Origin of the sequence: Cohnella endophytica (assembly GCF_003628305.1) — a bacterium.
Classification (GTDB): domain Bacteria; phylum Bacillota; class Bacilli; order Paenibacillales; family Paenibacillaceae; genus Cohnella; species Cohnella endophytica.
Genome location: NZ_RBZM01000001.1, coordinates 114,122 through 136,315 on the forward strand (window position 1 = coordinate 114,122; position 22,194 = coordinate 136,315).

Annotated in this window: 17 protein-coding genes and 1 riboswitch; of the genes, 12 read left to right on the plus strand and 5 right to left on the minus strand. The window is 53.0% G+C overall.

What is annotated here, in order from left to right; all coding sequences use genetic code 11:
• The first annotated feature begins 74 nt into the window (after positions 1–74).
• Together D7Z26_RS00665 and D7Z26_RS00670 are read left to right on the plus strand one after the other, a co-directional pair.
• Positions 75–2,327: a heavy metal translocating P-type ATPase gene (locus D7Z26_RS00665; protein WP_407643467.1), complete on the plus strand. Its 2,253-nt coding sequence runs from the start codon at positions 75–77 to the stop codon at positions 2,325–2,327.
• 22 nt (positions 2,328–2,349) lie between these two features.
• Positions 2,350–3,195: a hypothetical protein gene (locus D7Z26_RS00670; protein ID WP_120973795.1), complete on the plus strand. Its 846-nt coding sequence runs from the start codon at positions 2,350–2,352 to the stop codon at positions 3,193–3,195.
• Positions 3,196–3,434: 239 nt separating this feature from the next.
• Here D7Z26_RS00670 and D7Z26_RS27225 read toward each other — a convergent pair whose 3' ends face one another.
• On the minus strand, positions 3,435–3,581 hold the full coding sequence (locus tag D7Z26_RS27225) for a hypothetical protein (RefSeq protein ID WP_158602141.1): 147 nt from the start codon (positions 3,579–3,581) through the stop codon (positions 3,435–3,437).
• A gap of 426 nt (positions 3,582–4,007) precedes the next feature.
• Positions 4,008–5,156, minus strand: a complete 1,149-nt coding sequence (locus tag D7Z26_RS00675; protein ID WP_120974324.1) for an AI-2E family transporter — start codon at positions 5,154–5,156, stop codon at positions 4,008–4,010.
• A 383-nt stretch (positions 5,157–5,539) separates the two neighbouring features.
• Between D7Z26_RS00675 and D7Z26_RS00680 the strand changes: the two genes are divergently transcribed.
• On the plus strand, positions 5,540–7,030 hold the full coding sequence (locus tag D7Z26_RS00680) for an outer membrane protein assembly factor BamB family protein (protein ID WP_120973797.1): 1,491 nt from the start codon (positions 5,540–5,542) through the stop codon (positions 7,028–7,030).
• Here D7Z26_RS00680 and D7Z26_RS00685 read toward each other — a convergent pair.
• Positions 7,009–8,202 (minus strand): hypothetical protein, encoded by a 1,194-nt coding sequence (locus D7Z26_RS00685; protein ID WP_120973799.1) that lies wholly within the window; start codon positions 8,200–8,202, stop codon positions 7,009–7,011. The genes D7Z26_RS00680 and D7Z26_RS00685 overlap by 22 nt on opposite strands.
• A 130-nt stretch (positions 8,203–8,332) precedes the next feature.
• Here D7Z26_RS00685 and D7Z26_RS00690 point away from each other — a divergent pair, with 130 nt between their 5' ends.
• The 6 genes from D7Z26_RS00690 (at position 8,333) to D7Z26_RS00715 (ending at position 16,301) form a co-directional block, all read left to right on the plus strand.
• Positions 8,333–9,286 carry a VanW family protein gene (locus D7Z26_RS00690; RefSeq protein WP_199731629.1) on the plus strand — a complete coding sequence of 318 codons (954 nt, stop codon included), beginning with the start codon at positions 8,333–8,335 and terminating at the stop codon, positions 9,284–9,286.
• A gap of 55 nt (positions 9,287–9,341) precedes the next feature.
• Entirely contained in the window at positions 9,342–11,522 is a 2,181-nt protein-coding gene (locus tag D7Z26_RS00695) for a YhgE/Pip domain-containing protein (RefSeq protein WP_120973801.1), read from the plus strand.
• 114 nt (positions 11,523–11,636) lie between these two features.
• The gene (locus D7Z26_RS00700) at positions 11,637–12,044 is read left to right on the plus strand and encodes a DUF2203 domain-containing protein (RefSeq protein WP_120973803.1); all 408 of its coding nucleotides are present in this window, start codon (positions 11,637–11,639) and stop codon (positions 12,042–12,044) included.
• 266 nt (positions 12,045–12,310) lie between these two features.
• Positions 12,311–14,308 carry an acyltransferase family protein gene (locus D7Z26_RS00705; RefSeq protein ID WP_120973805.1) on the plus strand — a complete coding sequence of 666 codons (1,998 nt, stop codon included), beginning with the start codon at positions 12,311–12,313 and terminating at the stop codon, positions 14,306–14,308.
• 39 nt (positions 14,309–14,347) lie between these two features.
• Positions 14,348–14,447: riboswitch (purine riboswitch) on the plus strand.
• 72 nt (positions 14,448–14,519) lie between these two features.
• Positions 14,520–15,491, plus strand: a complete 972-nt coding sequence (locus tag D7Z26_RS00710; protein ID WP_120973807.1) for an EamA family transporter — start codon at positions 14,520–14,522, stop codon at positions 15,489–15,491.
• 54 nt (positions 15,492–15,545) lie between these two features.
• A complete protein-coding gene (locus tag D7Z26_RS00715; protein WP_120973808.1) occupies positions 15,546–16,301 on the plus strand; it encodes a hypothetical protein in 756 nt (251 codons plus the stop codon).
• A 167-nt stretch (positions 16,302–16,468) separates the two neighbouring features.
• Here the strand turns inward: D7Z26_RS00715 and gdhA are convergent, their stop codons facing one another.
• Complete coding sequence (gene gdhA, locus D7Z26_RS00720; RefSeq protein WP_120973810.1) at positions 16,469–17,842, minus strand: NADP-specific glutamate dehydrogenase; 1,374 nt, start codon at positions 17,840–17,842, stop codon at positions 16,469–16,471.
• A 194-nt stretch (positions 17,843–18,036) separates the two neighbouring features.
• Here gdhA and D7Z26_RS00725 point away from each other — a divergent pair, with 194 nt between their 5' ends.
• Positions 18,037–18,804, plus strand: a complete 768-nt coding sequence (locus D7Z26_RS00725; protein ID WP_120973812.1) for a MerR family transcriptional regulator — start codon at positions 18,037–18,039, stop codon at positions 18,802–18,804.
• A gap of 91 nt (positions 18,805–18,895) precedes the next feature.
• On the opposite strand, the gene trhO is transcribed toward D7Z26_RS00725, so the two are convergent.
• Positions 18,896–19,801 carry an oxygen-dependent tRNA uridine(34) hydroxylase TrhO gene (gene trhO / locus D7Z26_RS00730; protein WP_120973814.1) on the minus strand — a complete coding sequence of 302 codons (906 nt, stop codon included), beginning with the start codon at positions 19,799–19,801 and terminating at the stop codon, positions 18,896–18,898.
• Between the two features lie 218 nt (positions 19,802–20,019).
• Between trhO and selD the strand changes: the two genes are divergently transcribed.
• Together selD and mnmH are read left to right on the plus strand one after the other, a co-directional pair.
• Positions 20,020–21,075: a selenide, water dikinase SelD gene (gene selD / locus D7Z26_RS00735; protein ID WP_120973816.1), complete on the plus strand. Its 1,056-nt coding sequence runs from the start codon at positions 20,020–20,022 to the stop codon at positions 21,073–21,075.
• 2 nt (positions 21,076–21,077) lie between these two features.
• The gene (gene mnmH, locus D7Z26_RS00740) at positions 21,078–22,133 is read left to right on the plus strand and encodes a tRNA 2-selenouridine(34) synthase MnmH (protein WP_120973818.1); all 1,056 of its coding nucleotides are present in this window, start codon (positions 21,078–21,080) and stop codon (positions 22,131–22,133) included.
• Positions 22,134–22,194 lie beyond the last annotated feature (61 nt).

The window sequence follows — 22,194 nt, forward strand, 5'->3', positions numbered from 1 at the left end:
TCGTCGATGGCCCCTCTCTTTTACTCTTCAATATACCCTATATGGGTATAATTATCGGATCGAAGGTGAAAACGATGGGTACGGCGAGTACGATGGGCAAGATGGAAACGACGTTTTCCGATAACGAACAGGCATCGCTGCAAATAACGGGCATGACCTGCGCCGCTTGCGCGAACCGAATCGAGAAAGGATTGAACAAACTGGAAGGCGTATCCCAGGCGACGGTGAACTTGGCTTTGGAAACCGCTCAAGTCCATTTTCGTTCGGATAGCGTATCGGTTCCCGATCTGATCAAGAAGGTCGAACAGCTTGGCTACCACGCGAAGCCGAAGGAGGAACGGAAGATTTCGGATCTCCGCGACGAACGGAAGCAAGAGGTTCGGAAACAGCAACGGAAGCTGCTCGTATCCGCGATCTTATCGTTGCCGTTGTTATGGGCGATGGTCGGTCATTTCTCGTTTACTTCGTGGATTTGGGTGCCGGAATTGTTCATGAATCCGTGGTTCCAGCTCGTTCTGGCGACGCCCGTTCAATTCGTCATCGGCAAATCTTTTTACGTGGGCGCCTATAAAGCATTGCGCAACGGGAGCGCGAACATGGACGTTCTCGTCGCGCTCGGCACTTCCGCGGCTTACTTCTATAGTCTATATCTGACGTTCGAGTCGATAACAAGCCATCATGAAGTCGAAATGTATTACGAGACCAGCTCCGTGCTTATTACACTTATCCTGATGGGCAAGCTATTCGAGTTAATGGCGAAAGGGCGTTCATCGGAAGCGATCAAGACGTTGATGGGGCTACAGGCTAAAACGGCTCTTGTCGTTCGCGAAGGGATCGAGTCGCGAATACCGATCGAGGAAGTTCTAGTCGGCGACCTCGTACTCGTGAAGCCCGGCGAGAAAATTCCCGTCGACGGCGAAGTGGTCGATGGCGTTACCTCCGTAGACGAGTCGATGATTACGGGAGAGAGCCTTCCGGTCGACAAACGGATGGGAGACACGGTTATCGGAGCGACCGTTAACGCGAACGGGAGCTTGCGAATTCGTGCCGCGAAAGTCGGCAGGGATACGGTGCTTTCGCAGATCATTAAGGTTGTAGAGGAAGCGCAAGGTTCTAAAGCGCCGATTCAGCGGGTGGCGGACGTCATCTCCGGCATTTTCGTTCCGATCGTCGTTGGGATCGCCATCGTTACCTTCCTTGTCTGGTTGTTCGCGGTCGATAGCGGCAACTTCTCCGGCGCGCTGGAGAAAGCGATCGCCGTGCTGGTCATCGCTTGCCCATGCGCGCTTGGCCTTGCCACGCCGACTTCGATTATGGCCGGGTCCGGCCGTGCCGCGGAGCTGGGCATTCTGTTCAAAGGCGGCGAGCATCTGGAAGCGACTCACCGTATCGATGCGGTCGTTCTCGACAAGACGGGTACGGTTACGAACGGGAAACCGGTGCTTACGGACATCGAAGGGGCGAACGGCAAGGATCTCGATTCCATTTTACTGTCATGGATCGCCGCGGCGGAACGCCCTTCGGAGCATCCGCTGGCGGATGCGGTCGTCGCGGGCATCGAAGCTCGCGGGGTCGAGGCTGTGGAATCGGAATCGTTCCAAGCGATTCCGGGACATGGCGTGACCGCGTTCGTGGCAGGACGTGAACTGTTGATCGGTACCCGTAAGTTGATGGGCGAGCATGGGGTCGATATCTCGGCCGCCGAACAGCGGATGTCCGACATGGAGCAGGAAGGAAAAACGGCGATGCTTGTGGCTGTAGACGGAGTGTATGCGGCGACCGTCGGCGTTGCGGACACGATCAAGGAAACGTCGAAGCAGGCGGTTGATAGACTTAGGGATTTAGGCATTCAAGTTCTCATGATTACGGGTGACAACGAACGCACGGCTAGAGCGATCGCCGAGCAAGCCGGAATTCGCGAGGTGTTGGCGGAAGTATTGCCGGAAGGCAAAGCGAACGAAGTAAAGAAGCTGCAGGTTGCCGGCAAGAAAGTGGCGATGATCGGGGACGGAATCAACGACGCTCCGGCGCTGGCGACCGCGGATATCGGAATGGCCATCGGGACGGGAACGGACGTGGCTATGGAAGCGGCGGACGTGACTCTCATGCGCGGCGATCTGAATAGCATTCCGGACGCGATCGCGATGAGCCGGAGAACGATGCAGAACATCAAGCAGAATTTGTTCTGGGCACTCGCGTATAACGTGGTCGGCATCCCGATCGCGGCGAGCGGATTTCTCGCGCCTTGGCTTGCGGGAGCGGCGATGGCGCTTAGCTCGGTATCGGTTGTGTTGAACGCGCTCCGACTGCAAAGAGTAAAGCTGTAAATATACGGAGGTTGGAAGCGGTATGCGAAAGTTTGTGTTCTTTTCATTTCTTGCCATGGTGCTCGTGTCTACGACGGCGTGCGGAAGTAAAGGCGGCCACGATAAAATGGCTCATGGGAGTATGGAAAGCGGGAACGGGCACGGGGAGCACGGCGGTATGAACATGTCCGAAGAAACGCCTACGACTAGCGGGGAATGGGAGTGGAACGTCGATCGGTTGCTACCGGATCAGAATGCGACGCTAACGATTCAGATTAACGACGACGCAGGCAAACCCGTGCAGAAGTTCGATCTGAACCACGAGAAACCGATGCATCTGATCGTTGTCAGCAAGGATCTTTATTCTTTTGAACATATTCATCCGACCTATGAGGGCGCGGGCAAATTCGTGATCACGACGCGTTTCCCTGCTGCCGGATCCTATAAGCTGATCGCGGATTACGTTCCTTCCGGAGGACAGGCCACGACTCAGAGCGAGTGGGTCGAAGTGGTGGGAACGGCACCCGCTCCGAAGAAAATCGTGCTGGATCGCGAGTTGAAGAAGACGATCGACGGAGTAGAGGTTCAATTAGGTTTCGACCGATTAGTCGCCGGCAATGAAACGAAATTAACGTTCCATATGACGGATGCCGTGACAGGCAAGCCGATTACCGATCTGCAGCCTTATCTAGGCGCGGTCGGACATGTCGTTATTCTAAGCGAAGATGCGAATAACTACTTGCACGTACACCCTACTGTCGAAGACGCGAAAGGGCCTGACGCCGAGTTCAACACGACATTCCCACACGGCGGCATTTATAAAATATGGGGACAGTTCCAACGCAACGGCCAAGTCTTCGTCGTTCCGTTCGTCGTGAAGGTTCCTTGAGGCAAAAAGGGTTGAGCCAGAGTTTATCTGCTCAACCCTTTTACAATTCGCCGAAGTAAGGTTCTGCCAGAACACTGTGCTCCCAATCAGCCGAAATAACGGAACCCTGTTCCGCTATTAGTCTCGCACAAGCCCGATCAATCGAAATAACGGAACCCTGTTCCGCTATTAGCCTCGAACAAACCCAATCAACCGAAATAACGGAAACCTGTTCCGCTATTAGCCTCGAACAAACCCGATCAGCCGAAATAACGGAACCACGTTCCGCTATTAGCCTCGAACAAGCCCGAACAGCCGAAATAACGGAACCCTGTTCCGCTATTAGCCTCGAACAAGCCCGAACGGCCGAAATAACGGAACCCTGTTCCGCTATTGGCCTCGAACAAAGCCAATCAGCCGAAATAACGGAACCCAGTTCCGCAATATGCCTCGAATAAGCCCAACCAGCCGAAATAACGGATCCACGTTCCGCTATTAGTCTCGAACAAGCCCATTCAGCCGAAATAACGGAACCCTGTTCCGCAATATGCCTCAGGATAATCCAAGCGGGTTGATCATTTCGCCGAAGTAGGGTTCTGCCAGACCACTAACACGCTTGAGGTTACTCATTTCGCCGAAGTAAGGTTCTGCGAGAACACTAACACGCCTAAGGTCGCTCAATTCGCCGAATTAAGGTTCTGCTAGAACACTAACATGCCTGAGGTGGCTCAATTCGCCGAAGTAAGGTTCTGCGAGAACACTAACAAGCTTGTGGTCGTTCAAATCGCTGCAACAAGTTCCTGCCAGAACACTGTATGCTGGCTCCCACAAACTTATATTTTCTCCGCGTCTACTCCTGCTTCGACGACGATGGCGGAATCGTCATCCACCGGTTCGTAGAGTCCCGTCTTAACCTTAAACCATTGGAACGAATGCGTGACGATTACTTTAAGAATCGCGTAACCCGGTACCGCGAGAATGATGCCGACGAGACCGAACAAATTGCCGGCGGTCAGAATCGCGAAAATGATCGTGATCGGATGCACTTTCATCGTCTTGCCCATAATTTGCGGAGAGATGACTTTTCCTTCGATGACCTGCACGATCGTCCAGATAATCGCCATCTTCAGGAGCATGAACGGGGACGTCACGACCGCGACGACAAGCGCCGGCATAATGGCGATGGCCGGTCCCAAATATGGAACTACGCTCGTACAGGCCGCGATTACCGCGAGCACGAGAGAGTAGTCGAGGCCGATAACCAAATAACCGATATAGAGCAACAAACCGACGCAGAAGCTGACGACGATCTGGCCGCGAATATACGAGCTGATCTGATGATTCATCTCCAGCAATACTCTGAGCGAACGAGCGCGCAGCGCCGTCGGCGCGAAGCCGAGAACGAATGGAGTAAGCTTTTTTCGGTCACGAAGCAGATAGAACAGAATGAGAGGCACGGTGATGATCGAGAGAATCGTGTGCGTAATCCTGCCAACGAGACCGCCGAGGCCGGACCAAGCGTTGCTTAATACGGTGGAGACTTGGTTTGAGAAATCGTGCGCCAGCTTCGAAGTGTCGATGCCGAGCGTGTTCTGAATTTGGTTAAAAGAATCGCTGCCGACCCATTCTTCGAAATTCGCTTGAGCATCCTGGCTATAATCGGGGAACTGCGTAATCAAACCCGAGATTTGATCGCTTAGCAGAGGAACGACCCGCATGATAACGACCGTAATCGCGGTGGCGATAATCAGGTAGAGAACGGCGATCATGTAGCCCCGGCTAATTCCCCGCTTCTCGAAGAAATCCACGATCGGATTAAGTAAGTAGAAACCTACGCCCGTGAGTATAAAAGGCAAGAATACCGTTTCAAGGATGACGATGAACGGATGGAATATGTAAGATACTTTGTCCAACACGAAAATATTCAAGCTGATTAATAAAATAACGACCAAGAACAGGATGACTTTCTGATTAAGCAACATCCACTTGATCCGGTCCGACCATTTACCCGTCGACACGCCGTTATCGCCTCCTTCGCTTACTTCCTATTTTACCCGAGTGCGGGTGCGAACACCAATGCCCTGAGTCAAAATCGCGCAATGTTTGAGCTCATTTTATATCATGGATTTTGTTACGTTGGAGAGTGCGATAACGATTCATTTGTTCATCCATTGCCGCTATAATATTCGCTTTTTTATATTTTTAGTTCATTGTTTTTACTCCGTGCGCAATCATCTCTAATGATACGATTTGTTTCATTACAAACCGACAAAGCTTCCCCATTTCCACGCCTACCGTTTGACAAGCTTCTCGAAGCCGTCTGGTTACAATCTATCTAGCCTACCGACTGGAGGGAATAGATAGAATGAATCGCGGCACGAAAACGCTAATAATCGCACTAGCCCTCGTTTGCTCGTCGCCAACGCTTGCATGGGCAAGTAGCCAGTTCACTCATCAGTGGAATAAGAGTCCGCAACAAGCGCAAGCGTTCCCTGAGAAGTACACGGACGTGGAGGGGATTCTCACGTTTCGCGGCACGAATGAACGCACTGCGCCATCATTCGGCACGGTCGATATGACGAAGTTTCAGCCGAAGATCGCTTGGACGAAAATAACGAAGTCGAGTTCATGGGGCGGAGGAGCAGGGTGGACGGGGCAACCGGCAATCGTGAAATGGTCATCCGAAGTCCTTAAGACGATGAACGTCAAATCGAAATTCCTCGCAAAACCGGGTTTCACGGAAGTCATTTACGCATCGCTCGACGGTTACGTCTATTTCTTGGATCTCGACACCGGGGAAGAGACGCGCAATCCGATCAAAGTCGGAAACCCGATCAAAGGCAGCGTGTCGGTCGACGCGAGAGGATACCCGCTGTTATACGTAGGCGAGGGAATTCCCGAGAATGGGACGATCGGGTTTAACCTATATAGCCTTATCGACCAGAAGAGGCTTCTCCGAGTGAACGGAATCGACCCTTATGCTTACCGCAAATGGGGGGCGTTCGACAGCTCAGCTCTATTCAATCGGCTGGACGATACGTTAACGGTCGGCGGCGAAAACGGGCTCGTCTATCATCTCAAATTAAACACGAATTTCGACCCCGCTCATAAGAAGCTGACGATCGATCCGGAAATCAGCAAATACCGTTATAAAATTCCAGGCAACAATTATCAAGGCATCGAGAACTCGTTGGCCAATTACGGCGATCTAGTTTTTTTCGCGGACAACGGCGGCAGCTTGCAGGCCATGAACGTGAAGACGCATGAGCCGTTATGGAATCTGGCACCGATTGACGACACGGATGCGACGATCGTCGTCGAGACGGAGGGCGGGGTTCCGTATCTCTATTCCGGCACCGAGGTCGATAAGCAAGGCAAGAAAGGTTACTCCTATATTCGGAAAATCAACGGTCTGACCGGTCAAACGGTTTGGCAACAAAAATACGAGTGTTTCTCGCTCCTCGGCTCGCATCCGGTAAACGGCGGTCTTCTCGCCACGCCCGTAATCGGCAAAAAGTCGATCGGCAACCTCGTTGTTTTTACGATCGCGCGCTACGGAACGTTCAGCGGAGGCCTTATCGTGGCATTGGACAAAACCACGGGCAAGGAAGCTTGGAGGCTTCCGATGAAGGATTACGCTTGGTCGTCTCCGGTTGACGTCTATTCAAGCAGCGGTAAAGCCTATTTGATCCAAGCAAACTCCACCGGCCAAGTGGCCGTCATCGACGCAAGCGTCGGCAAACAAGTCGGCAGCTTGAACATCGGAACGAACATCGAAGCATCTCCCGCGATTTATAACGATATGGCGGTAGTCGCCTCCCGCGGAGGCAAAATTTACGGGATTAAGCTGGAGTGACCTAACCCGGGACCCGGAGGGCTAATGCCGGCTATTCGCCAAGGCGCCTCCGGAGACTCCCGATTAAATGCGAACCTGTAAGTCGACCCGCGCCCGGACTTCCCTTTCCCATAGATCGTAATCGGAACATCGACGGTAGCCGAAAGCTCTTGTTCACCGGCCTCTTTCGGTTTTTTCCTGAGCGTATCGGCTTTAATCCGGATCGAGGTCAGAGTAGTCATCATCCCCTCGTAATAAGCGGCCGTTTCCTGAGGCATGTCCTTCCATATCTGCCTCAACAATTCGATATCGCGCTGATGCAACGCTTCGATGAAGCTTGCCGCGATAACGAACGGGGATGCGGAATCCAGATAAGGCTGCAGATTGCCTGCGGCCTTATTTACCATGAGCTGGTGCGCAGGATCGGGAACGTCCGACTTGTGGGACGTGCTCTCTTGAAAGTGGATGCACGAATGCCCGGAGAAATCGTTACCCGGAATACCGTCCCCGCCATGAGGCATTCCGTTCATGGAAGCGGCGATTCGATGCCCGTTCGAGCCGACGACGATCGCCCGACGATCCCAGCTCCATTGGCCGCCATAAATTCCTTTCATGATTTTCGAGTCTTCTTTGGAGATCGGCTGCACGTCGGCATGATCGCTTCCCGCCCGGCGTTGCACGCGGAACGACAGTCCGGTCTCGAGATCTGTGACGGTAATGATGCTCTTCCGCTTCACGATCGATTTAGCTTCTTCCCATCGTACGAGTTCCCCGTAATGCGCGCCGCGCAATGCCTCCGCGTATTTCCGCAGCCGTTCGGAGTAAGGTTTAGAGAGGATCAGCCTGCGCGAAGACGATTCGTCGAACAAGGTTCCCGATTGTTCGATTCGAAGCACGATCGATTGCGGGGAGGAGGCCGCTTGCAAGATGACCTCGACGTCCGGCCAAGCGATCTTCTTCGACAAGCCGTCCGTCTTCTCGTATTCCGCGCGGGCGATCGCTTTCGCTAAGCGCGGACTGTTTACCGTCATCGTGCTATAAGATTCCGCTCGCGAACTGGACTTCACTACGATCGTGACGGTTGGATTGTCTGACGCTCTAGCGGAAATCGCGACCGCTCTATTTTGTGCGACCGCCCCCCATAAAATCATGAACGCAAATAACGTAATCCTGCAGGCTTTCGAACGACCCATTTCCAAGATCCCTCCGTTCTTGTTACTTATTCTCGTCGATTCGACCTCCAATTATGTTGGATAATCCCATCGTATAAGACGAACGTTATTAGAAGCACTTAAAAGATGATCCGAAGGGGAGGAGTGGAGTTTGATATTGCGTGGAATCGCTGGTTTGCTCGTGTTAGGGGGACAAATCGCGACGCTGCCGGAACAATTAACGATTACGCAAGAGGGAACGCCAGTAGCTCAGGTGCGCAGATCGGACTATGGTTTGCCGGCGATGGGGTCTCCGGTCGTAAATACCGATCGACTTAATCGGCTGGTCGACCAGATCGATAAAATCGTATATCGACCTCCCGTTAACGCATCGCTCGACGCGGGAATGGGCATCGTTCCCGAACGAATGGGATACAAACTGGATCGGCGCGTTTTCTCGCAACGGTTTTTCGGCTTCATGGTAGTAGGAGATGCCGCTACGCTGGAAGCGCCGCAAAGGGCGATCTATCCGAAGGTGGACAGCGAGCTATTATCGACTCTAAAGGAAAAAATGATCGGCCAATATACGACCTATTTCAATTCCTCTAACAAGAACCGATCGAACAATATCGTTCTCGCGGCCAAGGCGATCAATAACCAATACGTGTTCCCGGGGGAGACGTTTTCTTTTAATCGGACTGTCGGCATTCGCTCCGCCGAGAAAGGCTACACGAACGCCAAAATTATCGTTAGAGGAGAAGTGTCCGAAGGAATCGGCGGAGGCATCTGCCAAATCTCGTCCACCCTCTACAATGCCGTGGACCGGGCGGGCATGGAAATCGTCCAGCGGTACTCCCATAGTCGCAATGTTCCTTACGTCCCCCCCGGGCGCGATGCGACGGTGAGCTGGTATGGCCCCGATTTCGTGTTCCAGAACAAGTACAATGTTCCCATCCTTATTCGCGCGGTCGTATTCGGAGGAGTGGTGTCGGTGCAGGTCTTTTCCTCCGAGACGGTTAACGCCAAGAAAAGAGACGTGCCGAGCGCGTCCAAACGGTTACCCGAGGAAGTTCCGGCGGATGGGGAACGTGACGTCAATCGCGATACGTCGCCAAAGACGCGATAAACGAAACGAGTCGAATACGTAGTTAGAGCAGCACGGAGAGGGGATTGGGCAATACATGAAATCCTTACGGATTTTCAAGCAATCTTTCGCGAACTTCATTCGCCGGCCGATGATGGTTTTGTCGTTCGTCGCGGTTGCTTTCGTTCCGATTCTGTATTGCGGATTTTTGATCAGGGGAACTTGGAACCCTTACGGCCAGCTGAACGAACTACCGGTCGCGATCGTTAATCTGGACAAAGGAACGATCTCGCAAGGCAAGACGATGAACGTCGGACAGGATTTCATACAAGAATTGAAAAATAACGCGAGCTTCGACTGGAACTTCGTAAGCGAGTCCGAAGCGGAGCAGGGGATGAAGGGTAATCACTATTACGCCTCGATAACGATTCCCCCGAACTTCTCCGAGAAAGTAGCGTCGTTATCCAGCGATCGCCCGCAGCAAGCGGAGATGGAATTCGAATCGAACAGTTATTACAACTTCGTAGCCGGCCAGATCAGCGAGAACGCGACCAAGGAGTTAAGGGAGAGGCTATCCCATAATTTGACAGAGGCGTATTCGCGCAGCATCTATGCGCAATTCGAAAGCTTATCCGGCGGGTTAAGCGCGGCTAGCGAAGGAGCGACGCAACTACATACGGGTGCGATACGGTTAGATGACGGGTTAAAGCAACTGGCGATGAATATGTCCGTACTCGCGGCCGGAACGGGCCAACTAAACAGTAAGACCGGTTCGCTTGTTAACGGTGCGGATAAGCTGAGCGACGGGGCTTCGCAGCTCGGCAGCGGCGCATCGGAGCTTGCCGCAGGCGCCCGCAAGCTGTCCGACGCAGGGAATAAGCTAGAGATTGGCGCTTCAACGGCGGAACGGGGAGCCGCCGCATTGAAGAAAGGCATCGAGTCCGCCAAGGACGGAGCGGATCGAATGACTTCGGGCATTCAAAGCGCGGCTACCGGAAGCAAGCAGTTGAAGGAAGGGTTAAGCGCATCGATATCGGGGATCGAAGCGCTGACCGATGGAAGCGGGAAAGTCGCGAAAGGTTTGCAGCAGGCGATGGACGCAAACAAGGAACTCGCCGACAATCCGCAATTAAAAGAGTTGTTAGCCGCTAGCCAAGCGGTCTCGACTAGCGCCAATGATCTGCTTGCCGCGCAGAAGAAGCTGCTTGCCGGAAGTCAAGGCCTGGACGCGGGTCAACAGAACCTGATGGATGGAAGCCGGAATCTTAGCGGTGCGCACGCTCAGTTACTTCAAGGGGCAACGGAGTTGCAAGCCGGACAGAAGCAGTTATCCGACGGAATCAAGACGTATAATGCTAATTTCTCTTCGTTGGTAACCGGCAGCGATAAGCTGGCTCAAGGGGGAAAGCAAGTCAATAGCGGGGCGAAACAACTGAGCGGCGGGTTGCGGCAGATGGCGGATGGAATCGCTAGCGCGTCTTCCGGTGCTGCCAAACTCGATAGCGGGGCAAAGCAATTAAGCGAGGGTGCCGTCCAACTTGCGAACGGATCGGGCGAGTTGGACGATAAGCTGGGCGAGGCGGCCAGTTCAACGTCGAAGTTGCAAGCGAACGACGAGATGATCAAGATGCTCGCCCAACCGGTCGCGATCAAGACGATCGACGAGCGCAAAGTAACGATATACGGATTCGGAATCGCGCCGTACTTCATCTCGATGGCTTTATTCGCGGGCGCTCTCGTTTTTACGACGATCGTGTCCGCTCGGCAATCGTTGGTCGAAGGGGCTGGAGGATTCCCGTTATTCTTCACGAAGATGCTGACGTTCGGGCTTCTCAGCCTGGCGCAGTCTCTTATCGTCGTTATTATTCTCGTCTACGCGTTAGGCGTGAAGGTGCAGAGCGTTCCCTTGTTCTTCATATACACGGCGATCGTAGGCTTAACTTTCATGTTCGTCGTTCAAGCCATCGTGACGTGGCTCGATCTTCCCGGAAGATTCGTGGTGTTGCTGCTCATGATTTTCCAATTGACCTCCAGCGCGGGAACGTTCCCGCTGGAATTGCTGCCGGGTTGGGCGAAAGCTATGAATCCGTTATTCCCGATGACGTACAGCATTCGCGGATTCCGCGACGTCATCTCAAGCGGGGATTTCGGTCATATGTGGCTCCAAGCGGCGCGACTGGGAGCGTATTTGATCGTGTTCCTGCTACTGACGCTCGTTTATTTCCTGAGCAAAGGGAAGAAGACCGACGAGGAGCAGCTCATGCCGGTTAAAGTATAGACTGGATCGGATGCGTTAGGATTGAGCGTCGGTACATGGTAAAATAGGGAGGAGAACGCAGCTGCGGTGACCATGGACGGTGCCGGGCGGCACGATGACGGGAGTGAAGGAACGATGAATGAGAAACTCTTCACGTTGGAAGAGGCCAACGAGTTATTGCCGCAATTAATCGAAGAATTGCAAGCGCTGCAGAAGCTTGCCGCCGATATCGAGCTGCAATATCGAGAATTGCAGCAAGTCAAATCGATCCATCGCCAATCTCCCGACAGTGCGGTTAGCGGGGAGGACCCGTACTTCGAGAGGGAGAGCCGAATCGAATTCATGCGAATGGAAGCGGGAATGCTCATGGACAATTTTGCGCGTAAAGGCGTGCAGTTGAAGATGATCAGTCCAGGCCTACTCGATTTCCCCGCGATATTGGATGGACAAGCCGTCCTTATGTGCTGGAAGGAAGGCGAGGAACGCGTCATGCATTATCATGGCTTGCATGAAGGGTTCATGGGCCGCAAACCGCTTCCGTAATTAACGCTATTGTAATAACCTCTTACCGTTTAGAAGCTGCTCGAAGGGTCTTAAAAGACCTTCGGGCAGCTTCTTTCGCGCGTTTCAGATGTTTCCAATAATTAACGAAACAAAAATATCGTTTTTATCGAAAAAGACAACAACTTTATCTCGTCCTAATCCGTCTACCCTATGACTAGCCAATAGCACTATTCATACAGAGGGAATGAAGAGCATGAACGACATCGAGAGATCATATTCTTACAGGGACGAAGGAGGTCATTCCGATGCCTGAACAGCCTCGCCGTAGCGGTCGTTACATGCCTGGCCTGGACGGGTTGAGGGCGATTTCCGTCATCGCCGTGATCGCCTACCATCTTGGATTCGGATGGGCGACCGGCGGTTTACTCGGAGTTGGCGTCTTCTTCGTTCTGTCCGGTTATCTCATTACGGATCAATTGGTCGACGAATGGCGGTCGAACCGCTCCATCGACCTAAAACGTTTCTGGGCGAGAAGAGCCCGCAGGCTGCTGCCGGCGATGTTCGCGATGCTCGTTCTCGTCGCATTCTGGCTCTTGCTAGTCGACCCCGATCGATTAGTCTCCCTGCGAGGAGACTTTATGTCGGTATTGCTGTACTTTAACAACTGGTGGCTTATCTTCCACCAGGTTTCTTACTTCGAAAGCTTCGGACCTCCGTCTCCGATCGGCCACCTGTGGTCGCTTGCCGTGGAAGAACAATTTTATATCGTTTGGCCGTTCTTGCTGTTAGTCGGTCTCCGACTAGCTCCGCGACGGGGCAAGCTGATCCTCTTTACTCTTATCGTCGCGGCGGCGTCGGCGGCCGCGATGGCGCTGCTCTACGTTCCCGGCACCGATCCGAGTCGCGTCTATTACGGCACGGACACCCGGGTGTTCGCTCCATTGATCGGAGCCGCGCTCGCCATCGCATGGCCGAGCCGAAGCTTGAAAAGCCAAGCGAATCCTCGATTCGGAAGATTGCTGGACGTTCTGGCGACTCTTAGCTTGGTCGGTATCTTCTTAATGATCGCGAGAACGGCAGAATATGGCGATTTCCTCTATTATGGGGGCTTCGTACTCTTATCCGTTCTATCCGCGATCCTCATTGCGGCGCTGGCGAATCCGGACAGCCGCTTGGCCAGATTGCTCGGTACGCAACCGCTAAGATGGATCGGCGTTCGTTCCTACAGTTTATATATTTGGCATTTTCCCGTTATCGCACTCACGAATCCGGCAGTGAACACGAATGGCTTCGATGCGACGAGGGCGCTAATGCAAGTAACCGCTACGGTTCTCCTTGCCGCTCTGTCGTGGCGATTCGTGGAGCAACCGATTCGTCACGGCGCGCTTGGGCGCACTTGGAAACGGCTTCGGTTGCGACCTCAGCTTCGAATTCGTCCAATCGCGCTCGTTACGTTCGTATTAATCGTGTTATTGTACGTCTCAGCGAACAGCAGGTTGAACGAGCCGGTGTCCGCGGATTCGACGCTTGATTCTACGCCCCAAACGGACTTGAATTCGCACGAGGTGGTCGATCAACCCGGAAAGATCGGCGATATTCCGATCGCTTCCGATAACAAACCGCAACAGCCTGTGAAGGACTCGGATCCGGAGCCGAATTCAAGCTCATCACCGAGCCCTAAACCGAGCCCTAAACCGAGCCCTAAGCCAAGTCCGAAACCGAAACCGGACTCCGGTCAAGTCACATCGCCGCCATCGGGCGGCATTATCACCAAGGATGAAGAAAAGCCGAGTAAGCCGCATCAACCTGATCTCATACCGGGGGAAGAGGGGATCGGGAAAGGCATCACGGTCATCGGCGACTCGGTAATTCTGGACGCCGAACCTTATTTGCATAAGCTTTTGCCGGGAATCGTCGTCGACGGCAAAATCGGCAGACAAATGACTAAAGCCCAAGAAACGATCGACCTCTTGAAAGAAAACGGGGAGCTCGGGGATCGTATCGTGATCGAACTAGGGACGAACGGTTCCTTTAATAGCAAACAATTGCGTAAGCTGCTGGATTCCTTAAGCGGCGCGAAGCAGGTGCTGCTCGTGAATACGCGAGTTCCGACGAACTGGCAGGACACCGTTAATTCCGCACTCGACAAAGTATCGGCCGACTATCCGAACGCGACGGTCGTGGATTGGTATTCGGCAAGCAAGGGCAAGGATTCGTTCTTCGAAAAAGACGGCACGCACCTGAAACGGGAAGGCGCGCAATTCTATGCCAAGATGCTTGCGGATGCATTAAAACCCTATTGACAATAAACAAGCGCTCGTGCAATAATCGTCCTGTTGCTTATAGAACGACTACAATTCATTCGTATAACCTCACGAATTCAGGGTGAGGGTTTCTACGGGAAGCCTTAACTTCCTAACTACGAATATCGGGATCGGATTTTTCGATTCCGTATTCCAAGTTAGGAAGTTTTTTGTTTTATCGGTTAATAGCACAAGGGAGGACATCTTAGAGATGAAATATTTATTATCGGTATTATTAGGCGCAATTTGTTACGGGATTCTGTCGACGATCGTTGTCAAAGCTTACGGGGAAGGCTACCAGTTGGGAGAAGTCGTTGGGAGCCAGTTATTGACAGGCTGCATACTGGCGTGGGGATTAGTGCTCTTCACCAAGCTTCGCCAAAAAAGAAAACAACGGAACGAGCAGTCTTCCGGAGGTTCGGCATCGTCCGAACAGCAGACGCCGAGTCCGAGACTGACTTGGAAACAACGTTTGATCTTAATGGCGGCTGGAACGCCTACCGCTATAACGGGATTGCTTTATTATCAGTCCTTGCGATATATTCCGAATTCGCTGGCCATTCTACTGCTCTTCCAATTCACATGGATCGGCGTACTTATGCATGCGATCGGCCAGAAGAAACGGCCTGACGGGATCATGTTCGTGACGCTTGCGGTTTTGTTCGGCGGAACGTTTCTGGCTGCCGGAATTATGGAAGAAGGCTTGTCCAGATTTAACTGGATCGGCGTGATTTTCGGACTGCTGTCCGCGGTAAGCTACTCCTTGTTTATTCTCTTTAGCGGCAAAGCCGTTCCGGGCGTGCATCCGGCAAACCGCAGCAGCTGGATGATCACCGGCGGTATGTTGTTCGTGTTTATTTTGTTCCCGCCGACTTTCCTAATCAACGGATTGATCTGGGGCGATCTGATGATGTTCGGCGCATTGCTCGGGTTATTCGGCGCCTTCTTGCCGCCCGTATTGTTCGCGGTCGGAGTACCGCATATCGGCGAAGGCATGACCGGAGTTCTCGGCGCATCCGAATTGCCCGTGGCGGTCATGCTATCTTCCGTCGTTCTGCATGAGCATGTAAGCTTCATGCAATGGGCCGGGGTCGTTCTGGTCATCCTAGGCGTAGCCTTGCCGGAGCTGATCAAGCGGATCAACCGTCCAACCAGGGATTATCTTCAATCAAGCAGCGCCTAGAACTGTTCGCCTATTTTCGCTATACTAGCAAGTATATGGACTTGCTATAGGAGGATGGGCGACATAGAAGCGACGAAGACGAACGAAATGGTCTATTACCCGCCGCAAGACGAATATTTCACATTCGCCGACGAAGAAGAATACGCGGACAAAGGCCGGGGCTGGGGGCTGTTCGGCAAAGCGCCGAAAAAACAGTTCTGGTACAAGGGTGCCGCGTCTCAGCGGTTGGTAACGATTAAGGGCTACCTGGAATACAACGTGTTGAACATTCTGGTCATCGAGTTCGAGGATGGAAACTTGACGTGCATTCATCCGTCCTATTTAAAAGAAATGCAGAGCGGCAGCTTCGGCAAGGAACTTCCGGCAGGGGATACGGATACTGCGGAAGCGGAGCCGTCCGGGTTGCCGATCGATGAAGCTGCGACAGGTTCGGCCGATCAAGAGCCTACGGCGAAGCCTGCCAAGAAGCCGAAGGAGCCTAAGGCGCCTAAAGAACCCAAGGCGAAAAAAGAAAAGCTGGAGCTGCCGGTCGACAAGGTCAAATTCTCGGCGAAGATCAAGGAGTTCGCAACGAAAGCGAATCCGTTCTCGGATACCGACGACGAAGTGATTTTGCTGGAGGAAGTGGTCGTACTCGGGGAAGCGCCGTTGACGTTAGGCGACGCTTGGTGCGGTTACAGCAACACGCTTAAGGGACTCGGACTCGAAGTCGGCGACGCGTTGGAGTTCGACGGTAAAGTCGTAGACAAGAAGTTCAACAAAGAGATTATTTACAAGGTGAACAATCCGTCCAAGATCGTTAAACAATAAGCGGACGTTAAAGTTCGAACTAACAAAAAATCCGGATTAGTTGCTCAAGAGCAACTAATCCGGATTTTTTCGTTCGCATGGGGAAAAAAATTGCTTAATCGCAGTTACTCGTAAGCGACAACCCTATCCATCCGCGGAAGGACAGGTTTGTCGGTCGAATTAACTTATTATACGACGCCTTGAGCGAGCATAGCCTCGGCTACGCGGATAAAACCAGCGATGTTCGCGCCGACGACGAGATTGCCGGAATGCCCGTAAGCTTCGGCTGCCTTGACGCTGTTCTGATAGATCGTCTTCATGATGCCGTGCAGCTTGGCATCGACTTCTTCGAACGTCCAAGACAATCTCATGCTGTTCTGCGACATCTCGAGCGCGGAAACCGCGACACCGCCTGCATTCGCCGCTTTCGCCGGTCCGAACAACACGCGAGCTTCAAGGAACACTTCGATGGCTTCGAGAGTGGACGGCATGTTGGCGCCTTCGCCGACAGCTTTCACTCCGTTAGCGACGAGAAGCTTGGCCGATTCTTCGTCGATCTCGTTCTGCGTTGCGCAAGGAAGGGCGATATCGCAAGGAATGGACCAGATGCCGTCGCAGCCTTCGGTGTAAACCGCGTGAGGGTGCTCGATCACGTATTCGCTGATGCGTTTGCGCTCGACTTCTTTGAGTCTTTTTACCGTATGAAGGTTGATGCCTTTCGGATCGTAGATATAACCGTTGGAGTCGCTGCAAGCTACGACTTTGGCGCCAAGCTGGCTCGCTTTGTCGATCGCGTAGATGGAGACGTTGCCCGAACCCGATACGATGACTGTGCTATCTTGGAAGCTTAAGCCTTTGGACTCGAGCATCTCGTTCACGAAGTACACGCAGCCGTAGCCCGTCGCTTCGGTACGCGTTAGGCTTCCGCCGTAGATGATGCCTTTGCCGGTCAGGACGCCGGCTTCGTGTCCGCCGCGGATCCGTTTGTATTGTCCGAACATATACCCGATCTCGCGACCGCCGACGCCGATATCTCCTGCAGGCACGTCTTCGTCCGGTCCGATATACTTGTACAGCTCGGTCATGAAGCTCTGGGTAAATCTCATGATTTCGTTGTCGGATTTGCCTTTAGGATCGAAGTCGGAACCGCCTTTACCTCCGCCAATCGGTAAGCCGGTCAAGGAATTTTTGAAGATCTGCTCGAAGCCGAGGAATTTGATGATGCTGGCGTTTACGGAAGGATGGAAGCGGAGACCGCCTTTGTAAGGTCCGATCGCGCTGTTGAATTGTACGCGGAAGCCGCGGTTGACTTGCGTTACGCCGCTATCGTCAACCCAAGGGACGCGGAAGTATACGACGCGCTCCGGTTCTACGATGCGCTCCAAGATGCCGCTTTTACGATATTTCGGATGTTTGGCAAATACAGGAGTGAGGGAATCAAGAATTTCTTTAACGGCTTGGTGGAATTCATTCTCGTGCGGATTCCGTTTGATTACGGCTTCGTACACGGATTGAACGTACTGTTGCGCTGTTGCGTATTGCTCTTCGGTATTCGTTGTCACTTTTTACTAACACTCCTTATTAATGGTTTGCATTTGCCGTATGAAAGCATGTATTAATCTACTTTTTGATTGTAGAATATAAACGAAAAATGCGCAATTATGAATATTCATACACGCCTAAATCGGTTAAAAAACATCGCTTGACATTGACGTTGCGTAAAGGTGTACGATCATAATGCAAGGGGGGATCGAACATGGAATATACGGTGCAAAAGCTCGGGCAATTAGCGGGAATCAGCACGCGAACGCTCCGCTACTACGATACGATTGGACTTCTCAAACCGGCGAGAATCAATTCATCGGGGTATCGGATTTACGGTCGGCAAGAGGTGGATAGACTGCAGCAAATCCTCTTCTACCGCGAGCTTGGAGTCGGCTTGGAGGAAATCGGGGAGATGATCTCCTCGCCTGCTTTCCATGCCGAACGGGCGCTGCTGGACCATCGCGAAAACCTCCTCGCAAGAAGGCGACAGTTGGACGCGCTAATCGCCAATATTGATCTGACTCTTGCCGAGAAGAGAGGAGAAAACACGTTGAGCGACAAACAGAAATTCGAAGGATTTAAACAGCGATTAATCGACGATAACGAGACCAGATACGGACAAGAAGCCCGCGCGAAATACGGCGACGAGCAAGTGGATAAATCGAACCGGAAGATCAAAGGAATGACGGAACGGCAATACGCCGAAGCCGAGCAGCTCGCGACCGACATCCATGAGGCGTTGGCCAAGGCATTCGCAACCGGCGATCCGGCCGGCGATCTTGCGCAGAAGGCGGCCGACCTTCACCGCCAGTGGCTTTGCTTCTACTGGGACAGCTACAGTAAGGAGGCGCATGCCGGCGTCGCGCGGATGTACGTGGACGATCCGCGTTTCACGGCTTACTACGACAAGGACCAACCTGGCGTAGCCCGATTCCTGCGCGATGCGGTGTTGATCTACACGGGTGCAACGAACGTCTAGATAACAAAAGGCAATATAAAAACGCTATATTCCTAAGCCATGATTGGCGTTTGGAATATAGCGTTTCGAGTTGCTGGGGAACAATAAGAGTTTAGACGGATGAACCGGACATCGCCAGATCGTGCGTCTCGCAGTCGGTCGAGCAGTAGCCGCGCTTCTCGGACTCGCACTCGTCGCAGACAAGATGCTGCAAGTGACACGTATCGTCCGCGCAATTGATGTACTTGTCGGTCGGCGTGCCGCAGTGGTGGCAAGTGCCTACGAGAACGTGTTCGTCGGTCTGATTGATCCGGACGGATACGCGTTCGTCGAACACGTAACAGTTGCCGTCGAAGCCTCTGCCTTGCACTTCCGGATCTTGACCGTAAGTGACGATTCCGCCGTCCAATTGGTACACGTTGCCGAAGCCTTCGTTCTTGAGCACCGCCGTAAGCATCTCGCAACGGATGCCTCCGGTGCAGTAAGTCAAGATCGGCTTATCTTTGTGCTCTTCCGTCAGATTGTTGCGGATCCATTCCGGGAATTCGCGGAACGTCTCGAGATCCGGGCGGATCGCGCCACGGAAGTGGCCGAGATCGTATTCGTAGCCGCTTCTTCCGTCTAAGATAATGACGTCGTCCCGTTGCAGATGTTCATGGAACTGCTTCGGATTCAGCCTGTCGCCGCCGTCGACGTGCGGATTCAGCTTCTTGTCGTAACGAAGCGTGACAAGCTCTTTCTTATGCCGGACGAACAGCTTCTTGAACGCGTGGCCGTCGGACGGATCGATCTTGAACAGCAGGTCGGAGAATAACGGGTTCGCGTGCATGGCCGTCATATACGCTTCCGTCTGTTCAAAGGTACCGGATAACGTACCGTTGATCCCTTCGTCGGCGATAAGGATCCGTCCGCGGATTCCAAGCTCCTTGCAATATTGAAGATGCTCGGCGGTTAAGGCTGCGGCATCCGGAATTTCTACGTATTTATAGAACAGCAATATGCGATAATCTTGATTCATCGTGTAACACCTTCCGTGGAGAATTGGATGCCCTAGATGCAAATTGGCAGATGAGGTCAAGATTAAATCATACCGTAAGAGGATTATATAGTCAACATATATGTATAGAAAGTCGTCTGATTTTCAGATCCCGGACGGATGACATGCCGCTTCATTTGAAACCTTTCGTTCAAACGTGATACGATTCCAGGAAAGAAACCGAGAGGGTGCAGACGTTCATGTCATCTACCGAAAAGATAAAATTAACATCGTTATCCAGCAAAGGAGGCTGCGGGTGTAAAATCGGCCCGGCCGATCTCGCGCAAGTCCTCCGCGGTCTTCCGCAGGCAGTACCGGATCCGCGCCTGTTGGTCGGCTTGGACACAAGCGATGACGCCGGCGTATATCAACTGACGGACGAATTGGCAATCGTCCAGACGCTCGACTTCTTCACGCCGATCGTCGACGACGCGTATTCCTTCGGACAGATCGCGGCGGCTAATGCAATCAGCGACATTTACGCGATGGGCGCCAAACCGTTAACGGTACTGAATATCGTCGCGTTTCCGATTTCGACGCTGGACAAGCAGATTCTCACAGACATTTTGCGCGGAGCCGCAGATAAAGTACAAGAAGCAGGAGCGACGCTGGTAGGCGGACATTCGATCGACGATAAAGAACCCAAATTCGGTCTGGCCGTGACCGGAATCGTGCATCCGGATAAGGTGAGAACGAATGCGGGAGCGAAACCGGGCAATCGGTTAATCCTAACGAAGCCGATCGGCGTCGGCATTCTGACGACTTCCATCAAGAACGGTCAACTGGATCAGGCCGAAATCGACCGAGTTACATCGGTTATGGCGACATTGAACAAGAAAGCAGCCGAGACGATGGAGTCATATCCGGTACATGCATGTACGGACGTGACGGGCTTCGGGCTGCTTGGACATGCGATGGAGATGGCCAAAGGAAGCCACGTCGGCATCAAGCTTTACCGGGATCGCGTGCCGGTATTGCCGAGAGTCAGGGAACTGGCCGAGAAGGGCTTCGTTCCCGGAGGAACGAAAAATAACTTCAATCATGTCAAGGACAGCGTCTCGTTCTCCGACCGGCTCGATCAGATCGACCAATGGATCTTGTGCGATGCGGTGACTTCGGGAGGTTTGCTCATCGCGGTGGAGGCAGACCAGGCGGACAGCCTGCTCCAAGCGCTTGTCGCTGCCGGAGTAGAGGCGAGCGAGATCGGCGAGACGACATCCGACCGACCGGGCTTGATCCTCGTGGAAGCGGAATGACGATGCTGCAAGAATTGTCCGTTCAAAAACTCGTTGCACAACGCAGAGCGAAGGAAATCACGCTTATCGACGTGAGATCGCCTTCGGAGTTCGAGGATTCCACGATTCCCGGAAGCTTGAATATCCCTTTGTTCGACGACGGCGAACGCGCGGAGATCGGCACCATCTATAAGCAGGTCAGCGTCGAAGCCGCTAAGCAAAGAGGACTGGAAATCGTATCGGCCAAACTTCCAGCCTTCATTAACCGTTTCGCCGACATTCCAGGTAAGAAAGCGGTATTCTGCTGGCGAGGAGGCATGCGAAGCAAGACATCCGCCACGCTGCTCTCGCTCATGGGAATCCAAGCGGATCGATTGACGGGCGGATATCGCGCTTACCGGAATTGGGTCGTGGATACGTTGGGAGAAATGGAATTCCTGCCGGAAGCCATCGTGCTTCACGGGAACACGGGCACGGGAAAAACAGCCGTTCTCCGTTCGCTGAGAGAACGCGGATATCCCGTGCTGGATCTCGAAGCGTATGCCGGCCATCGGGGTTCGATCTTCGGCAAGATCGGATTAAAGGGACACAATCAGAAAACTTTCGATAGTCTGCTCGTGGAGGAACTGATCGAACTCGGAGATAAGCCCTATATACTGATCGAAGCGGAGAGCAGAAGGATCGGCAAAGTCGTCGTCCAGGAATTCCTAATGTCCAAGAAGGAAAGCGGCATCCATATCGTCATCGAGATGCCGATGGCCGCTAGAGTGCGGCATATCCTTGAGGACTACGCGCCGCATGAGCATCCGGAAGATACGTTGGCCGCATTTAAGCAGATCAAATCCAGAATCCATACTCCGGTAGCCGCAGAGATCGAAGCCTGTTTGCAGGAAAGGAATTACGCCCAAGCCGTGGAACTTCTCATTCGATTTTATTACGATCCGAGGTACGCGCATTCGTTCGAACAATACGATGCCGACAGGGTCTCGGTCGTCAGAGCGACTTCGGTCGCGCAAGCGACGGACGACGTGGAGCGGTTGATCGGCGAATATGCGGAAATGAAACGTAGGCGACCTTAGGGTCGCCTTTTCTCTAACCAATGATTGACAGATCGCTCGCCTCATCTCTAAAATAAAAGTA

What these genes read in the sequence shown, in the direction of transcription:
- D7Z26_RS00705 (WP_120973805.1), top strand. Translation starts at nt 12,311, where the DNA reads ATGCCTGAACAGCCTCGCCGTAGCGGTCGTTACATGCCTGGCCTGGAC.
- D7Z26_RS00675 (WP_120974324.1), bottom strand. Translation starts at nt 5,156, where the DNA reads ATGTTGCTTAATCAGAAAGTCATCCTGTTCTTGGTCGTTATTTTATTA.
- mnmH (WP_120973818.1), top strand. Translation starts at nt 21,078, where the DNA reads ATGCTGCAAGAATTGTCCGTTCAAAAACTCGTTGCACAACGCAGAGCG.
- D7Z26_RS00710 (WP_120973807.1), top strand. Translation starts at nt 14,520, where the DNA reads ATGAAATATTTATTATCGGTATTATTAGGCGCAATTTGTTACGGGATT.
- selD (WP_120973816.1), top strand. Translation starts at nt 20,020, where the DNA reads ATGTCATCTACCGAAAAGATAAAATTAACATCGTTATCCAGCAAAGGA.
- D7Z26_RS00695 (WP_120973801.1), top strand. Translation starts at nt 9,342, where the DNA reads ATGAAATCCTTACGGATTTTCAAGCAATCTTTCGCGAACTTCATTCGC.
- D7Z26_RS00700 (WP_120973803.1), top strand. Translation starts at nt 11,637, where the DNA reads ATGAATGAGAAACTCTTCACGTTGGAAGAGGCCAACGAGTTATTGCCG.
- trhO (WP_120973814.1), bottom strand. Translation starts at nt 19,801, where the DNA reads ATGAATCAAGATTATCGCATATTGCTGTTCTATAAATACGTAGAAATT.
- D7Z26_RS00670 (WP_120973795.1), top strand. Translation starts at nt 2,350, where the DNA reads ATGCGAAAGTTTGTGTTCTTTTCATTTCTTGCCATGGTGCTCGTGTCT.
- D7Z26_RS00715 (WP_120973808.1), top strand. Translation starts at nt 15,546, where the DNA reads ATGGGCGACATAGAAGCGACGAAGACGAACGAAATGGTCTATTACCCG.
- D7Z26_RS00685 (WP_120973799.1), bottom strand. Translation starts at nt 8,202, where the DNA reads ATGGGTCGTTCGAAAGCCTGCAGGATTACGTTATTTGCGTTCATGATT.
- D7Z26_RS00725 (WP_120973812.1), top strand. Translation starts at nt 18,037, where the DNA reads ATGGAATATACGGTGCAAAAGCTCGGGCAATTAGCGGGAATCAGCACG.
- D7Z26_RS00680 (WP_120973797.1), top strand. Translation starts at nt 5,540, where the DNA reads ATGAATCGCGGCACGAAAACGCTAATAATCGCACTAGCCCTCGTTTGC.
- D7Z26_RS00665 (WP_407643467.1), top strand. Translation starts at nt 75, where the DNA reads ATGGGTACGGCGAGTACGATGGGCAAGATGGAAACGACGTTTTCCGAT.